General features: G+C 63.8%; 12 protein-coding genes and 1 tRNA gene. 9 read left to right on the forward strand and 4 right to left on the reverse strand.

The window, feature by feature from the left end:
• The first annotated feature begins 25 nt into the window (after positions 1-25).
• The 5 genes from DV027_RS07895 (at position 26) to DV027_RS07915 (ending at position 5,596) form a co-directional block, all read left to right on the forward strand.
• Positions 26-823, forward strand: coding sequence for a class I SAM-dependent methyltransferase (locus DV027_RS07895; protein ID WP_130731324.1), 798 nt, complete (start codon positions 26-28; stop codon positions 821-823).
• A complete protein-coding gene (gene coaBC, locus DV027_RS07900; RefSeq protein WP_130731325.1) occupies positions 823-2,052 on the forward strand; it encodes a bifunctional phosphopantothenoylcysteine decarboxylase/phosphopantothenate--cysteine ligase CoaBC in 1,230 nt (409 codons plus the stop codon). Before DV027_RS07895 ends, coaBC begins: the two co-directional genes overlap by 1 nt.
• Positions 2,049-2,510: a dUTP diphosphatase gene (gene dut, locus DV027_RS07905; protein ID WP_130731326.1), complete on the forward strand. Its 462-nt coding sequence runs from the start codon at positions 2,049-2,051 to the stop codon at positions 2,508-2,510. Before coaBC ends, dut begins: the two co-directional genes overlap by 4 nt.
• Before the next feature lie 71 nt (positions 2,511-2,581).
• Positions 2,582-4,225, forward strand: coding sequence for an ABC transporter permease (locus DV027_RS07910; RefSeq protein ID WP_207303453.1), 1,644 nt, complete (start codon positions 2,582-2,584; stop codon positions 4,223-4,225).
• Positions 4,226-4,234: 9 nt separating this feature from the next.
• Positions 4,235-5,596, forward strand: coding sequence for an ABC transporter ATP-binding protein (locus DV027_RS07915; RefSeq protein WP_130731328.1), 1,362 nt, complete (start codon positions 4,235-4,237; stop codon positions 5,594-5,596).
• A gap of 91 nt (positions 5,597-5,687) precedes the next feature.
• On the opposite strand, the gene msrA is transcribed toward DV027_RS07915, so the two are convergent.
• The 3 genes from msrA to DV027_RS07930 form a co-directional block, all read right to left on the reverse strand.
• A complete protein-coding gene (gene msrA / locus DV027_RS07920) occupies positions 5,688-6,242 on the reverse strand; it encodes a peptide-methionine (S)-S-oxide reductase MsrA (RefSeq protein ID WP_130731329.1) in 555 nt (184 codons plus the stop codon).
• Positions 6,243-6,369: 127 nt separating this feature from the next.
• Positions 6,370-9,063: a valine--tRNA ligase gene (locus DV027_RS07925; RefSeq protein WP_130731373.1), complete on the reverse strand. Its 2,694-nt coding sequence runs from the start codon at positions 9,061-9,063 to the stop codon at positions 6,370-6,372.
• Between the two features lie 331 nt (positions 9,064-9,394).
• A tRNA-Cys gene (locus tag DV027_RS07930) sits at positions 9,395-9,468 on the reverse strand.
• Positions 9,469-9,649: 181 nt separating this feature from the next.
• On the opposite strand from DV027_RS07930, the gene DV027_RS07935 reads away from it, so the two are divergent.
• Together DV027_RS07935 and DV027_RS07940 are read left to right on the forward strand one after the other, a co-directional pair.
• Complete coding sequence (locus DV027_RS07935; protein ID WP_130731330.1) at positions 9,650-10,336, forward strand: protein-L-isoaspartate O-methyltransferase family protein; 687 nt, start codon at positions 9,650-9,652, stop codon at positions 10,334-10,336.
• 92 nt (positions 10,337-10,428) lie between these two features.
• The gene (locus DV027_RS07940; RefSeq protein WP_130731331.1) at positions 10,429-11,850 is read left to right on the forward strand and encodes a TolC family outer membrane protein; all 1,422 of its coding nucleotides are present in this window, start codon (positions 10,429-10,431) and stop codon (positions 11,848-11,850) included.
• A gap of 165 nt (positions 11,851-12,015) precedes the next feature.
• On the opposite strand, the gene DV027_RS07945 is transcribed toward DV027_RS07940, so the two are convergent.
• The gene (locus DV027_RS07945) at positions 12,016-12,600 is read right to left on the reverse strand and encodes a hypothetical protein (RefSeq protein ID WP_130731332.1); all 585 of its coding nucleotides are present in this window, start codon (positions 12,598-12,600) and stop codon (positions 12,016-12,018) included.
• 600 nt (positions 12,601-13,200) lie between these two features.
• On the opposite strand from DV027_RS07945, the gene DV027_RS07950 reads away from it, so the two are divergent.
• Positions 13,201-13,887 carry a hypothetical protein gene (locus DV027_RS07950; RefSeq protein ID WP_130731333.1) on the forward strand — a complete coding sequence of 229 codons (687 nt, stop codon included), beginning with the start codon at positions 13,201-13,203 and terminating at the stop codon, positions 13,885-13,887.
• A 122-nt stretch (positions 13,888-14,009) separates the two neighbouring features.
• Positions 14,010-15,362, forward strand: coding sequence for a purine-cytosine permease family protein (locus tag DV027_RS07955; protein ID WP_130731334.1), 1,353 nt, complete (start codon positions 14,010-14,012; stop codon positions 15,360-15,362).
• Positions 15,363-15,470 lie beyond the last annotated feature (108 nt).

Consider the following 15,470-nt stretch of genomic DNA (forward strand, 5'->3'; position numbering starts at 1 on the left):
TCATCTGGGGTTATACCTGTGCATCATGACCGACAATAGCCAGCCATACCATCCCTCCCCTTCCGCCGGCCGTCCCGATGACCGCCATGCGGATACCACCGATTTCGGCTTCCGCGATGTGCCATTGCGCGAGAAGAAATCCATGGTGCGCGAAGTCTTTGACAGCGTGGCCTCCAAATACGACATCATGAATGACGTGATGTCGCTGGGCATCCATCGCGCGTGGAAAAAGATTTTCGTCAACGAACTCGCCCCCCACCCCGACCTGTCGCTGCTCGACCTGGCCGGTGGCACGGGCGACATCTCGTTCGGCTGGCTGCGCGGCGGGGGCGGGCCTGCCATCCTGTCCGACATCAATGTGAGCATGCTCACGGTGGGCCGCAACCGCGCGATGGAGCGCGGGCTGGTGTCGGGCCTCAACTTCCTGGCTGTGGATGCCGAGGCCATTCCGCTGGCCGACAATTCGGTGGATCGCGTCTCCATCGCCTTCGGCCTGCGCAACTGCACCGACAAGCTGCAGGTGCTGCGCGAGGCGCGTCGCATCCTGCGCCCCGGCGGCCGGTTCCTGTGCCTTGAGTTCTCGCGCGTGCAGGTTGCAGCCTTCGCACCCGTCTATGATGCCTGGTCCTTCCACGTGCTGCCGCGCATGGGGGCGGCGATTGCGGGGGACCGCGAGAGCTACCAGTACCTCGCCGAGAGCATCCGCATGTTCCCCGATCAGGAAACGCTGGCCGACATGATGCGCGAGGCAGGGCTTGAGCGCGTGTCCTACCAGAACCTCTCTGGCGGGATCGCAGCCATCCATTCCGGCTGGAAGATCTGATGGTGGCACGGGCAGACCGTTCTGTCCTGCTGGTGGTGTGTGGGGGAATCGCCGCCTACAAGGCGCTTGATCTCATCCGCAGGCTCAGGGAACACGATATCCGCGTGCGCACGGTGCTGACGGAAGGGGGCGCCCGATTCGTAACCCCCCTCTCGCTCCAGGCCCTGAGCGGCGAGCGCGTGTTCAGCGACCTGTTCTCCCTGACCGATGAAAGCGAGATGGGCCATATCGCGCTCTCGCGCAGCAGTGACCTGATCGTGGTCTGCCCCGCCACCGCCGATATTCTGGCCCGCATGAGCGCGGGCCTGGCCGATGACCTCGCCACCACCGTGCTGCTGGCCACCGATACCCCGGTGCTGGCAGCCCCTGCCATGAACGTGCGGATGTGGCAGCACCCCGCAACACAGGCCAATATCGCAACGCTTGCGGCACGCGGCGTGGAATTTGTCGGCCCCGAGACCGGGCTGATGGCATGCAACGAGCACGGGCCGGGCCGGCTGGCCGAGCCCGACTCCATCCTTGCCGCCATCCTGGCGCGACTGGGGGGCGAAAAGCCACTGGTCGGCCGCCGCGCGCTGGTCACCGCAGGCCCCACGCATGAGCCGATCGACCCGGTGCGCTATCTGGCCAACCGCTCATCGGGCACGCAGGGCTATGCCATTGCGCGCGCGCTGGCAGCGGCGGGGGCTGACGTGACGCTGGTCAGCGGGCCGACCACCCTGCCCGACCCGCCGGGCGTGCGCACCGTGCGCGTCGAGACGGCACGCGCCATGCTGGCGGCCTGCCAGCAGGCCCTGCCGTGCGACATTGCCGTCTGCGCCGCCGCCGTGGCAGACTGGCATGTGGATGAAACGCCGCAGAAGATCAAGAAAACCGCAGGCCAGCCCCCGCCCGCGCTCCGCCTTGTGCCCAACCCCGATATTCTGGCCACCCTGGGCCAGCCTTCCCCCACCCGGCCGCGACTGGTGGTGGGCTTTGCCGCCGAGACGGAGCGGGTTGTCGAACACGCCACCGCCAAACGCCTGCGCAAGGGCTGCGACTGGATCGTGGCCAATGATGTCAGCCCCGAAAGCGGCATCATGGGCGGGGCAGAAAACGAGATCGACCTGATCGATGCCACGGGCTGCACCCACTGGCCCCGGCTGGACAAGACGCAGGTGGCGCAGCGCCTGGTGGCGCGCATCGCAGCCTTTTTCAACGCACCGCATGTTGACGGACATACTTCATGAGCTTCTCCTCCCTGCCCATTCAGGTCAAGCGCCTGGCCCACGCACATGACCTGCCCCTGCCCGCCTACGCCACCGAGGGCGCTGCCGGCATGGACCTGCTCGCCGCCGTGACCGAACCCATGACCATTGCGCCGGGTGGCCGCGCGCTGGTGCCCACGGGGCTGTGCGTGGGGCTGCCGCGTGGCTACGAACTCCAGATCCGCCCCCGCTCGGGGCTTGCGCTCAAGCATGGCGTGACCCTGCCCAACGCGCCGGGCACGATTGATGAGGATTATCGCGGCGAGATCGGCATTATCGTGATGAATGCAGGCGATGCGCCCTTCGTGGTCGAGCGCGGCATGCGCATTGCCCAGGGCGTGCTCGCCCCCGTGGTGCGCGGTGAGTGGGTGGAATATGCCGAGCTTGATGAAACCACCCGCGGCACGGGCGGCTTTGGCAGTACGGGCACGGCAGGGTGAGCGCAGGCGGCCAACCGGGTAACCTGCGCGTCCGCCCCAATATAGCGGACCTGCTCGGCCTGCTTGCCATCATGGCGGGCGCGGTCGTGGTGGCCACGGCGGGCCGTCACATGCTTGTACCCATTCCCGCAAGCGAGGCCGGAACCATCCATCTCAGCCCGGCCTACCTGCCCGGCTATGCCGTGCGGACCACGCTGCGCATGTTCGCAGCACTTGCCGCCTCGCTGGTGTTCACCTTCACCTATGCCGTATGGGCCGCCAAGAGCAGGCGGGCGGGGCAGGTGCTGGTGCCGCTGCTGGATGTCTTGCAGTCGGTGCCCATTCTGGGCTTCCTCACCTTTACGGTCATTTTCTTTCTCGGGCTGTTTCCGGGGCGGATGATGGGGGCGGAACTTGCCGCCATCTTCACCATCTTCACCAGTCAGGCATGGAACATGGCCTTTGCCATGTACCAGTCGCTGCGCACCGTGCCGCCCGACCTGGAGGAAGCCGCCCGCTGCTTTGGCCTTACCCCCTGGCAGCGCTTCTGGCGGCTCGAGGTGCCGTTCGCCATTCCCGCGCTGGTGTGGAACACCATGATCTCCATGTCCGGCGGGTGGTTCATGGTCGTCTATTCCGAGACGATCACGGTGGGCAATACCGATATCGCCCTGCCCGGCATCGGCTCCTACGTGGGCGTTGCGATCGAGCAGCGTAACCTTGCCGCCATTTTCTATGCCATCCTCACCATGCTGGCCGTGATTTTGGCGTATGACCAGCTTCTGTTCCGCCCGCTGGTGGCATGGTCGGCGCGTTTCCAGACCGATGACGGCGCAAGCCTTGCAGCCCCTGACCCGTGGGTGCTTGTGCTGCTGCGCCGCACGCACCTGCTGCGCCGCTTCTGCCTGCGCGTGGGTGATGCCATGACGCGCATCGGCTGGCTGGCCCTTGGTCCGCGCCCGTCTGCCCCCGTGCGCGCGCTCATCCCCCCCCGCCTGATAGATGCGGCCTGGATTGCCGGGATCGTTCTGTGCGCCCTCACCATCGGCTGGAAGACATGGTCCTTCTCCCACACCCATTACAGCATGGGGCAGGTTGCGCATGTCATGGCGCTGGGGGGACTGACGCTGCTGCGGGTCATGATCACGGTGCTGGTGGCCTCCGTGATCTGGGTGCCCGCGGGGATATGGCTCGGCCTGTCGCCACGGCGGGCGCGGCATGCGCAGATGGCGGCACAGTTCATGGCCGCTTTCCCGGCCAACCTGTTCTTTCCGCTCGTGGTGGTCGCGATCGTGCACTGGCACCTGAACAGCAATATCTGGCTCACCCCGCTCATGCTGCTGGGCACGCAGTGGTATATCCTGTTCAATATTGTGGCCGGGGCCTCGTCCTATCCCGGCGACCTGCTCGAGGCGGCGCGTAACTTCCACGTCAAGGGCTGGCTGTGGTGGCGGCGGGTGATGCTGCCAGGCATCACGCCCTATTTCATCACCGGCGCGCTGACCGCCTCAGGCGGGGCATGGAATGCCGCCATCGCCACCGAAGTGGCCAGCTGGGGCGATACCACCCTGAGCGCACAGGGGCTGGGTGCCTATATTGCCCATGCCACCGTGGCGGGCGCCACCGACCAGGTGGGTCTGGGCATGGCGGTCATGGCGGCCTTTGTGCTGCTGCTCAATCGCGCCGTGTGGCGCCCGTTATCCAATTATGCCGCCCGGCATTACACTTTTGACTGAGAGCGCCTGATGCCGCAGCAAGCCGCCCCCCCCAGCCCGAAGCCGACCGGCGCCGAACTCGTCCGGATCGTCAATTGCAGGCAGGCCTACCCCAAGGAAAGTTCGACCGACCTTGTGGTGCTCGATGGCGTGAACCTGAGCATCCGCAGTGGCGAGATCGTGGGGCTTCTGGGCCGCTCGGGGTCGGGCAAGTCCACCCTGCTGCGCATTATCGCAGGGCTTTTGCCGCCCACAGCGGGCGAGGTGATCTGGAAAGGCAGGCAGCTGGAGGGGCCGGCTGCGGGCATTTCCCTTGTGTTCCAGTCCTTTGCGCTGTTTCCGTGGCTGACGGTGCAGAAAAACGTGGAGCTGGGGCTGGAAGCCCAGGGCGTGCCACCTGCTGAGCGCGACAAACTGGCGGAAGACGCAATCCACCTGATCGGGCTGGGCGGGTATGAAAATGCCTATCCCAAGGAGCTTTCAGGCGGCATGCGCCAGCGCGTGGGGCTGGCGCGCGCCCTTGTGGTGCGGCCAGACCTGCTGCTGATGGACGAGCCGTTCTCCGCACTCGACGTATTGACGGCGGAAAACCTGCGCACCGACCTTGTGGAACTGTGGGCGGAGAAGAAACTGCCCATCCAGTCCATCCTGCTGGTCACCCACAATATCGAGGAGGCGGTGCTGATGTGCGACCGCATCCTCATCTTCTCCTCCAACCCCGGCCGGGTGGCCTATGAGCTTCAGGTGCCCTTCGAGCATCCGCGCAACCGCGAGGACATGGCCTTCCGCCAGTTCGTGGACCGTATCTACGCGCTCATGACACGCCGCGCGCCGGTCGTGTCGGAGGCGGACATGACCGACCCGGACATGAAGCATGTCCAGATATCGGCCGATGCCGTGGCCCTGCCCGCCCTGCCGATGAACACCATCGTGGGCATGATGGAAACGCTGGCCGCCGACCCGCTGCATGGCCGTGCCGACCTGCCGCTGCTCGCCAGCCGCCTGCAGCTTGAGCTTGATGACCTGTTCCCCCTTGGCGAATCCCTGCAACTGCTGGGCTTTGCCGAGCTTGAGGATGGCGACATCCTGCTCACGCCCGAGGGCATGCGCTTTGTGCAGAGCGAGCACGACATCCGCAAGCACATCCTGTGGCAGAGCATGCTGCACAACATTCCCATGGTGCGCACCATCCGCGCCGTGCTGGACGAGCGCCCCAACCACCGCGCCAGCGCCGAGCGCTTCCGCGATGAGCTGGAGGACAGCATGTCGCCCAACTACGCCCGCCAGACGCTCCAGACCCTGATCGGCTGGGCGCGCTATGCGGAACTGTTCGATTTTGACGAGGAAGCCGACCAGCTTTTTCTTGATGATGACCCGACGGACCGGAGCTAGCGGATAAAAGTTTCCGGGCGCTGCCTGTTCTCAAAAGGCAGCGCTCTTCGAAGCTTTTTTAATAAAAAAGCTTCACCAAAAACTTTTCTCCCTAACCGGCGGAATCCACCAGCCGGTCGCGGAACAGGCGGCGCATCTTGGCGATCTTGGGCGGGATGACCGCGCTGCAATACGGGTTGCCGGGATTACGGGCAAAATAGTCGCGGTGATAATCCTCGGCGGGCCAGAAATGCTCCAGTTTCGCAATTTCGGTTACGATCGGGTTGGGCCAGACATGCTGGGCCGCAATCTCGTCGCGCACGGCATGGGCGGTTTTTTCCTGCGCCGCATCCTGCCAGAAAATGGCGGAGCGATACTGCGTGCCCACGTCATTGCCCTGCCGATTGGGCGTGGTGGGGTCATGCATGACAAAGAAGATGCGCAGCAGGTCCGCGCATGAAAGTTCGGCGGGGTCGAAGGTAACGCGCACCACCTCGGTATGCCCGGTGCGGCCCGTGCAGACCTGCTCATAGGTGGGGTTGGGGGTATGGCCACCGGCATAACCCGGCTCGATCGCCTGCACGCCGCGCAGTTCCTTGAACGGCGCCTCGATGCACCAGAAGCAGCCTCCGCCGAGCACCAGTGTCTCCAATGCGTTTGCGGTCATGGTGGCGTCCTTCCCCAAGTTAGCGTGAAGAGAATATTCCAGAAGTTTTTGGTGAAGCTTTTTTCAAAAAGCTTTGAAAGAAAGCTGCCTTTTTGAAAAAAGGCAGCCCCCAAAAACTTTTCTTCCTTTAAGCAATCCGCGCCAGGGCCGCTTTCAGCCGCACGCGCTCTGCCTGGAACGCCTCCAGCCGCTCGCGGTTTTCGGCCACGACTTCGGGCTTGGCGCGGGCCACGAAATCGGCATTGCCCAGCTTGCGCTCGACCTTGGCAATCTCCCCATCCACCTTGGCGCATTCCTTTTCCAGCCGCTGGCGCTCAACTGACAGGTCAATGATCCCGGCCAGCGGAATGACCAGCGTTGCTTCATCCACCACAAGCTGGGCTGCCCCCTGCGGCATCTCGCCCGCAAGCGGCTGCACTTCGGACACGCGGGCCATGCGGCCGATCGCTTCCGCCCATTTGGCGGCACGCGCCACGGTGGTGGCGGAGGCATCACGCAGCAGCACGGGGGCCAGGCGCGAGGGCGGCACGTTCATTTCCGAACGCACGGTGCGGATGGCGGAAATGAAGCGGATCAGCCATTCCATCTCCTCACGCGCGTCCTTCGCCCCTTCCAGGTGCTCGGGCTGCGGCCACGGTGCGGTAATGAGCGACCCTTCGCCGCCAAAGCCGAAATGCTGCCACAGCCGGTCGGTCATGAACGGGGTCACGGGCTGGAGCAGGCGCAGGATGGTACCCAGAACATGGGCGGCAACCGCACGGGTCTCGACGGCTTCCGCCGTGTCGCCCGCGGCAAAGACCGGCTTGGCCAGTTCAAGGAACCAGTCGCAGAAGCAGTTCCACACGAAGCGGTAGCACGCGCCTGCATATTCATCGAAGCGGAAGGCTTCCAGCGCCTTGCTCGCCTCTTCCACCGCCTGCGCCAGTTCGGCCAGGATCCAGCGGCCCAGCGGAGACTGCACGGAGGCCGGGTTGAATCCTGCAACCGGGGCCACGCCGTTCATCTCGCAAAAGCGCGCGGCATTCCAGATCTTGGTGATGAAGGAGCGGTATTCCTCCACCTTTTTCGGGCCAAGCTTCACGTCACGGCCAAGACCGGTGAGCGAGCAGATGCAAAAGCGCATGGCATCCGCGCCGTAGCTGTCGATCATCTCCAGCGGGTCGATGCCGTTGCCCTTGGACTTGGACATCTTCTGCCCGCGCTCGTCACGCACCAGCCCGTGGATGAACACCTGCCGGAAGGGCACGTCCTTCATGAAGTGCAGGCCCATCATCATCATCCGCGCGACCCAGAAGAAGATGATGTCAAAACCCGTGACCAGCACATCGGTCGGGTAGTAGCGCGCCAGTTCCGGTGTCTGCTGCGGCCAGCCCAGCGTGGAGAACGGCCACAGGGCGGAGGAGAACCATGTATCAAGCACATCCTCGTCACGCGTGAGCGTGGTGTCCTGGCCGTAATGGGCGCGGGCCTGGCTGGCGGCATCCGCCTCGTCATGGGCGACGAATACATGGCCATCGGGGCCATACCAGGCGGGGATGCGATGCCCCCACCAGAGCTGGCGGCTGATGCACCAGGGCTGGATATCGCGCATCCAGGCATAGAAGGTGTTTTCCCACTGCCGGGGCACGAATTCGATCTTGCCGGTTTCCACCGCCTCGATGGCGGGACCGGCAAGGGTCTTGGCATCACAGTACCACTGGGTGGTCAGGCGCGGCTCGACCACCGCGCCGCTGCGCTCGGCATGGGGCACCTGATTGGTGTGCGGCTCGATCTTTTCCAGCCATTCCAGCCGCTCAAGCTCGGCCACCATGGCCTTGCGCGCCTCATCGCGCGGCATGCCGGCCAGCGTGCGCACGAAGGCGGGATCGGCCAGCCCTTCCTCCGCGCGGAGTTCGCCCTCGATCTCGGCAAGGGTGATGCGGGCTTCCTCATCAAGCACGCTGGGCATGTCGAGCTTGTGGCGGCGGCCGACCTCGAAGTCATTGAAGTCATGCGCGGGCGTGATCTTGACCGCGCCGCTGCCCTTGGTGGGATCGGAATGCTCATCCGCCACGACGGGAATGCGGCGGCCGGTCAGCGGCAGGATGACGTTTTTGCCCACCAGGTCGGCAAAGCGTTCATCATCGGGGTGCACGGCCACGGCCATGTCGCCCAGCATGGTTTCGGGGCGGGTGGTGGCGACCGTGATGGTGCGGCCCGGCTGACCTTCAACAGGGTAGCGGATATACCACAGGCTGCCCCGGCTCTCGCGGTTATCGACCTCAAGGTCGGAAATGGCGGAGCGGAAGGCGGGGTCCCAGTTGACAAGGCGACGGTCGCGGTAGATCAGCCCTTCGCGGTAGAGGGTGACGAACACCTCTTTCACCGCATCCGACAGGCCATCATCCATGGTGAAGCGCTCGCGCTGCCAGTCGAGCGAGCCGCCAAGCCGGCGAAGCTGCTTTGTAATGCCGCCACCGGATTCGGCCTTCCACTCCCACACGCGCTCGACAAAGGCGTCACGACCCATGTCCTGGCGCGATGTGCCTTCCTTTTGCAGCATGCGCTCGACCACAAGCTGGGTGGCGATGCCTGCATGGTCGGTGCCGGGCTGCCACAGCGTGTCGCGCCCCTGCATGCGGCGCCAGCGGATGAGCGTGTCCTGCAATGTCATGGTCAGGGCGTGGCCGATATGCAGCGTGCCCGTAACATTGGGTGGCGGAATCATGATGGTATAGGGCTTTGCCGTGCTGTCGGGCCGGGCGCTGAACGCGCCACTGGCCTCCCACAGGGCATAGAGGGAGGTTTCTGTCCCGGCGGGGGAGAACGACTTGTCAAGCATCACGAAAAACCAGATCCACCATAATCAGACGCAGGGCAGGACAACGCGCCCGGCCACGGGCAGATATACCCCAAACCGGCGCGAAGGGAACGCCTGCCCCCGCAATCTTTATGCCCGAAGGCCGATCATGTGCTGATGGTGAAGACGGCAGGGCCGGAGGGCCGGGGCCAAGGATGGTGCGCCCAACGTGTTGGCGATACCCCCACGGATACCCCCACTTTGCCTGTCATTCGGCGTCTCTCCCTGTCATCGGCTGTCACAGCCAGAGGGAAGAAAACGGCAGATTTTCGGGGGTTGTGTCAACGATTGTCCTTCCCTGTCAGGGAAGGATTGGAGGTCTGGGCGGGAATCGAACCCACATTCGCGGATTTGCAGTCCGCTGCATCACCATTCTGCCACCAGACCTCGGCGCTGCAGGGGCGTATATCCGCTGAAATGCATCTCAGGTCAAGCCGTTGTGTGCAGCGTTCTGGTTGTTTCCCGATCAAAGCGGCGCATAAATACAAAAAAGCCGGAAAAATTTTCGCCCGTCCGGCCGGGTTGCGGCTTCAGCCCCCTATGGGGCAGCGTGTTTCAAGGAAACATCATGGACAGGACAGACCCCGATTACGCGCCCCTCGATTTTGTCACGGCCCGGCAGCGCATGGTCGATGCCCAGATTCGCCCCTCGCAGGTGGGCGATGCCACGATTATCGCCGCCATGCGCACTGTCCCGCGTGAGCGCGCCGTGCCCGATGCGCTGCGGGCCTTCGCCTATTGCGACCAGAGCCTGCCACTTGGCGAGGGACGCTACCTGACCGAGCCACGGGTGACGGGGCGCATGCTGCAGGTGGCCGACCTGCGGCACGGCGAGCGGGTGCTGGTGGTTGCGGCGGGCACGGGCTACCTCGCGGCCCTGCTGGGCGCGATGACGCTTGAACTGCATGTCACCGCCCTCGAATCCGACCCGCGACTGGCCACCATGGGCAAGGCCCTGTGCGCCGCCTGCGCGCCCGGCGTGCAGTGGTGCGACGGGCCGCTGGTCAAGGGGGCACCGGCCTCGGCGCCGTATGACCTGATCTTCATCGATGGCGCGGTGCGCGCCGTGCCGCAGGTCCTTGTGGACCAGCTTGCACAGGGCGGGCGCATCATCGCCGCCATCGCGCCCGCATCGGGCGTGACATCGGTCAGCCGTATCGCCGCGACAGCGCAGGGCAGCGCGGTGCAGCCCCTGTTCGAGGCGGCCGTGCCCCTGCTGCCCGAGCTGGCTCCTGCCCCCGCCTTCGTGTTCTAGCCGGTTAACCCCCACGCAACATCCTGCGGCTAAGACGGGTCGGGGCGGGCTGGCATGGGTCCGCCTGGCATATCTGGCTGGCAGGGGCGGACATGAAGGGAAACTGGGCAATCGGGGCGGGGAGTGCGGCCCTCCTGTGCAGCGGCACGGCGCTGGCGCGCGTGCCGCAGGCGGTGGAGGAGCCACGCACGCTGGATGCGGCCCTTGCCGCGGCCTATCTGGGCAACCCGGTGCTGCGGCAGGAACGCGCGACCCTGCGCGCAACCGATGAGCAGGTGCCCCAGGCCCTGGGCGGCTGGCGGCCCACGATTACGGGCACGGCGAGCATGTCCTATTATTCCGGCCTGATGCGCATGGAACCCTCATCGGGGGAAAGCGGCTATGCCCGCCGCTATGACAGCCCCGGCTATTCCGGCGGCGTGAGCATTTCGCAGCCCATCTATACCGGCGGCAAGACCACGGCTGGCACGCACAAGGCCCGCCATGCGGTCATGGCCGAGCGCGCGCGGCTGATCGCGGCTGAGGAGCAGGTCTTCTCCGATGTGGTCAGCGCCTACGTCAATGTGGTGGAGGATGAGCAGATCCTGCGCATCGACATCAATAACGAGCAGGTTTACGCCGCCCAGCTTCATGCCACCGAACTGCGCGCGCATGGCGGCGAGATCACCCACACCGATGTGGCGCAGGCCGCAGGTGCCCTGGCCAATGCCCGCGCGGTGCGGCAACTGGCCGAAGGCACCCTGCAGGCCGATCGCGCCACCTACCGGCAGGTTGTGGGCGTTGACGCACCAGACAACCTTGCCCTGCCCCAGCCCCTTGTCCTGCCGCTTCATACCGAGCAGGACGCCATGACGCAGGCCGTGCAGAACAACCCCGACGTGATTGGCGCCCTGTTTGACGAGGCGGCAAAAAAGGATGCCGTAGGCGTGGCCTTTGCCGCCCTCATGCCCACGGTCAGCGCGCAGGCGGCCTATATGCATGGCATCAACCAGGATGAGGGCCGCTCGCTCAACAATAACAAATATGCCCTCGTCAATGCCTCCATGCCGCTTTATCAGGGTGGGGGCGAGTATGCCGCCGTGCGCATGGCCCGCCAGCAGGCCAATGAGGCCACCCATACGGTGGATGTAAAGCGCCGCGCCGCCGTGCAACTCGCCGCGGCAAGCTGGCAGCGCATGCAGGCCAACCGCGCCGCGATAGAAAGCAATCGCGCCGCCGTCGAGGCCGATGCCACAGCCCTGCACGGCATGCAGCGACAGGTGATGGTGGGCACCACCTCAACGCTTTCCGTGCTCCAGCAGCAGGAGACCCTGCTCCAGGCCCAGATTGCGCTGGTGCGCAGCGCGGGCAATCTTGTCATCTCGTCCTATCAGGCCACCGCCGCCATTGGCCGCCTGACCGCGCGTGACCTGAACCTTGACGTGCCGCTTTATGATGAACGCGCCTATTACCGCGCCGTGCATGACCGGCTGTGGGGCATCAGCGATTACGCCACCAACCAGCCGGGGCGGTAGGCGCAGGGGCCAGAGGGGCTTGTGCGCCATGTGCAGCAATATTTATTGGGGGCAGCGTTATTTGAAGCTTTTTGCAAAAATCTTCACCAAAAACTTTTCCATTATGGCTGGATTAATATCCGGGTATCATTTTTTACATGGATACGGGCACATATCCCATTGCACTTATGCAATCTGCTCAATGCGGCACCGGGCGCAAAGGGGATCGGACTGAATGCAGTCGGCAACCACCGCCTGCATGGCTGCAAAACTGCTACCGTAGAAATAAAGCGCGGTCTCGCTATCGCCTTCCCAGTAACCACGCAGCTCCCCTTTCTGGCCAAGTGCCGCACTCGGTCCCTCGATTGTTTTATTGATATCAGACCGGGCATAGGTTTCGGCTGGCAGGTCGGTGCCGTTCATGAAAATGGCCATGCCCTCCATCACGCCAAACGCGATGGGCGCAGCCCCGTCCGGCAGGCGCAGTTCCGCCCCCTTTGGCGCGCCAAGCAGGTCAAGAGCCTGCATGACCTGCTTCAGCACGGTTTCCGACCCATCCTTTACTGCGATTTCCACATCGCAGGCTGAAACACCAACCGGATCAGGGGCAAGGGCCGTGCCCCCACCCATTACTTCGCCAATACCCATCTTTTTAAGGATGGCATCCAGCGGGTCTTCAAGGAAGTGACCACGCTGGAATGGCTGGAGGCGGGCATTGAGATGGGCCACCACGATAATGGGTGCAGGCGATACGCCCAGATTATCAGACATTTTATATTCCCTGCTCCAATACAGCGGGCACCTATATTGAGTATACTATTTTATTTTGAAATCTTATGATCGGTTTTGAATAACCATAATTGAACAGGGTCAGGACTCACTGATCAGAGCCAGAAGATGACGGTGGCAGGAAAGCCTATGTCATCAGGCATGGGGAACAGGCGGATCGCAGCAATATCGTCGATATATTTGATTATGCCCCGCCCGACAGGATTGGAACGGTGCAGCAGCAACGTGATTTTGCAACGCGCTGGCTGGCTTCAATGACACATCGCCGGTGATGCCTCCAACATCCCCCAGCAATCACAAGCAAAATTCTGGCGCAGCTTCTTTTCAAAACCAGGCAGCGCCTGCGACTTTGTGCATCATCCATCGCATGCATGACGCATGACGTTGTGGCAAATACGATCACAATGAAGCGAATGCCACACCCGCTTCCCGGTCTGTTAACGCCACAAGAACAGGGGGGTCTTAATCTTCATGCAGTATCGGCGGACAGGCCCGGACAACACAGCCTCCCGATTTTTCCTGTGGGGTTGACGGCCCGGCGTCTGTTACATCAAGTAACATTGACCGACTGACAGGAAACCTATGAAAAAGACCCTCCTGTGCCTGAGTGTTCTGGGTATGGCTGGATGCGCCGCCAATCCATCGGATATCAGCGCACAATATACCAGTCCCGAACCCTTCATGCGCCAGAGCTGCGCCCAACTGGCCCAGATGGACCAGATGGATACGCAAAACCTCGCGTCAGCCGAGATGCATCAACGCCGCATGCACCAGTCCGATGCATGGGGGGTTGCCCTGATCGGCGTGCCCGTGGGCAGCGCAGGCGGTGACAGGCACAAGGAAATTGGCGAACTGAAGGGCCAGCTTGAGGCCATTCACACCGCCGAACGTGGCAAGAACTGCGTGGGCCGCTATTCCGCCACCGATTATGACCCCACCGGGGCGCTCAGGGCACCGGCCGGCCGCCTCCCCACCAGCAGCGATCCGGCCTATGACTATCGTGGCGCAGGCACCGCGGCCCCTGCGGCCACCACGGATTATCCGCCCCTGCAGACCACACCGACGGATATCAGCACAGGCACAGGCACAGGCACAGGCACAGGCACAGGCACAGGCATGACAAGCGGTTCCATGCCCGCACAGGAAGGCCTTTCCGCCCCCGGCGCGCTCGGTGCCCCCAGCCATGCCCCCACCTATACCGCGCCGCATTACGTCGTGCCGCCCGCGGGCTATACCGCGCCGTCCTATTCGGGCAATCCGTTCCAGTAACGACCTGCCTCGTGCCGTCGTGCCGCCTCCGTGGTGGCGGCACGGACAGATCGTAACGCAAAGCGATCAATATCGTGGTGGGCATATATCCATAAGGCCGTTCCTCAGGCATAACGTGTTTGATGAGCACGGCGTTTGAAACCCACACCATACACCAGATCCCACCCGACCAGCGCCACGGCCGCGCGCGCGACCTGTTCGCGGTCTGGTTCAGCACCAACCTGACCCTGCTCACGGTCGTGACCGGAGCACTCGGGCCGGGGCTGTTCGGGCTGTCATTCACGTGGTCGACCATTGCCGTCATACTTGGTAACCTGGCGGGGGCCGTGTTCATGGCGCTGCATGCCGCCCAGGGGCCCATGCTGGGCGTGCCGCAGATGGTGCAGAGCCGGGGCCAGTTCGGCTTTTATGGCGCGGTGCCCATCATCGGCCTCGTCGTGCTCATGTATATCGGCTTCGTGGCCTCGAACTTCGTGGTGGGGGGCCAGGCGCTTTATGCCGCCCTGCCCATGACCGGGCGGCGCAGCGCGATCCTGCTCATTGCCGTGCTGAGCCTCGTGCCGTGCTGCATGGGCTACCACACCATCCATGCCTGGTCGAAGCTGGTCAGCTGGGTGGCGGGGGCGGTCATATTATACTGCCTGTGGCTGGGCTATGAAGCCTTTCCCCCCGGCACGCTGCGCGACATGCATGGCTCGGTCGCGGGTTTTTTCAGCACCTTTTCCACCGCGGCGCTGTGGCAGATCGCCTATGCGCCCTATGTATCGGATTCATCGCGCTACCTGCCCGCCGATGAAGCCGGTCGCCGCACCGCCTTCCTCACCACTTATATCGGCACGGTCGTGGGCACGGCGCTGTCCATGATACTGGGCTGCATGGTCGCATTGCAGGGCCCAGGCGTATCGGTCGCCACCACGCTGGCGCACCTGGCGGGGCGGCAGGCCACACCGGTCATGATCGTGCTGTCGCTTTCCATCGCCCTTGGCAACGCCATGAGCCTGTATGGCGGCGCGCTCTCGGCCATAACCGTGCTCCAGACCTTCGTGCCGGACTGGCGGGCCGCCCTGCGCGAACGCCTTGTCGTAACCTGCACGCTGGTGGCGATTGCGCTGGGCATGGCGCTGGGCATGGCCGACAGTTTCATGAAATCCTACGCCGCCTTCCTTGACCTGCTCATGGCCATCATGGTGCCGTGGACCGCCATCAACCTGACTGATTACTACCTGCTGCGCCGTGGCCGTTATGATGTCGCCTCGTTTTTCCGCCGCGATGGCGGGGCGTATGGCTATTGCAACATCCCCGCCCTGTGCGCCTATGGCATCGGCATCGCCATTGAAGTGCCCTTCATGCAGAACGGGTTTCATACCGGCAGCCTGGCCCGCCGCCTGCATGGGGTGGACATATCATGGGTGGTGGGGCTGGTTGTCACCACCGCCTTCTATATCCGCGCCACAACCACGCGCAGGCGCGCGTAATGGCGCCCATCCCCTTCGTGATAACGCCTGCGACAGGGCAGGAATGAAAGTTTTGACAGCGTTTTTCTGAAGCTTTTTTTTTGCAAAACGCTTCATTAAAAACCTCTG

This window comes from Komagataeibacter xylinus, from assembly GCF_004302915.1.
Classification (GTDB): domain Bacteria; phylum Pseudomonadota; class Alphaproteobacteria; order Acetobacterales; family Acetobacteraceae; genus Komagataeibacter; species Komagataeibacter xylinus_C.

What these genes read in the sequence shown, in the direction of transcription:
- DV027_RS07945 (WP_130731332.1), bottom strand. Translation starts at nt 12,600, where the DNA reads ATGTCTGATAATCTGGGCGTATCGCCTGCACCCATTATCGTGGTGGCC.
- DV027_RS07940 (WP_130731331.1), top strand. Translation starts at nt 10,429, where the DNA reads ATGAAGGGAAACTGGGCAATCGGGGCGGGGAGTGCGGCCCTCCTGTGC.
- msrA (WP_130731329.1), bottom strand. Translation starts at nt 6,242, where the DNA reads ATGACCGCAAACGCATTGGAGACACTGGTGCTCGGCGGAGGCTGCTTC.
- DV027_RS07895 (WP_130731324.1), top strand. Translation starts at nt 26, where the DNA reads ATGACCGACAATAGCCAGCCATACCATCCCTCCCCTTCCGCCGGCCGT.
- DV027_RS07910 (WP_207303453.1), top strand. Translation starts at nt 2,582, where the DNA reads ATGGCGGGCGCGGTCGTGGTGGCCACGGCGGGCCGTCACATGCTTGTA.
- DV027_RS07950 (WP_130731333.1), top strand. Translation starts at nt 13,201, where the DNA reads ATGAAAAAGACCCTCCTGTGCCTGAGTGTTCTGGGTATGGCTGGATGC.
- dut (WP_130731326.1), top strand. Translation starts at nt 2,049, where the DNA reads ATGAGCTTCTCCTCCCTGCCCATTCAGGTCAAGCGCCTGGCCCACGCA.
- coaBC (WP_130731325.1), top strand. Translation starts at nt 823, where the DNA reads ATGGTGGCACGGGCAGACCGTTCTGTCCTGCTGGTGGTGTGTGGGGGA.
- DV027_RS07925 (WP_130731373.1), bottom strand. Translation starts at nt 9,063, where the DNA reads ATGCTTGACAAGTCGTTCTCCCCCGCCGGGACAGAAACCTCCCTCTAT.
- DV027_RS07915 (WP_130731328.1), top strand. Translation starts at nt 4,235, where the DNA reads ATGCCGCAGCAAGCCGCCCCCCCCAGCCCGAAGCCGACCGGCGCCGAA.
- DV027_RS07955 (WP_130731334.1), top strand. Translation starts at nt 14,010, where the DNA reads ATGAGCACGGCGTTTGAAACCCACACCATACACCAGATCCCACCCGAC.
- DV027_RS07935 (WP_130731330.1), top strand. Translation starts at nt 9,650, where the DNA reads ATGGACAGGACAGACCCCGATTACGCGCCCCTCGATTTTGTCACGGCC.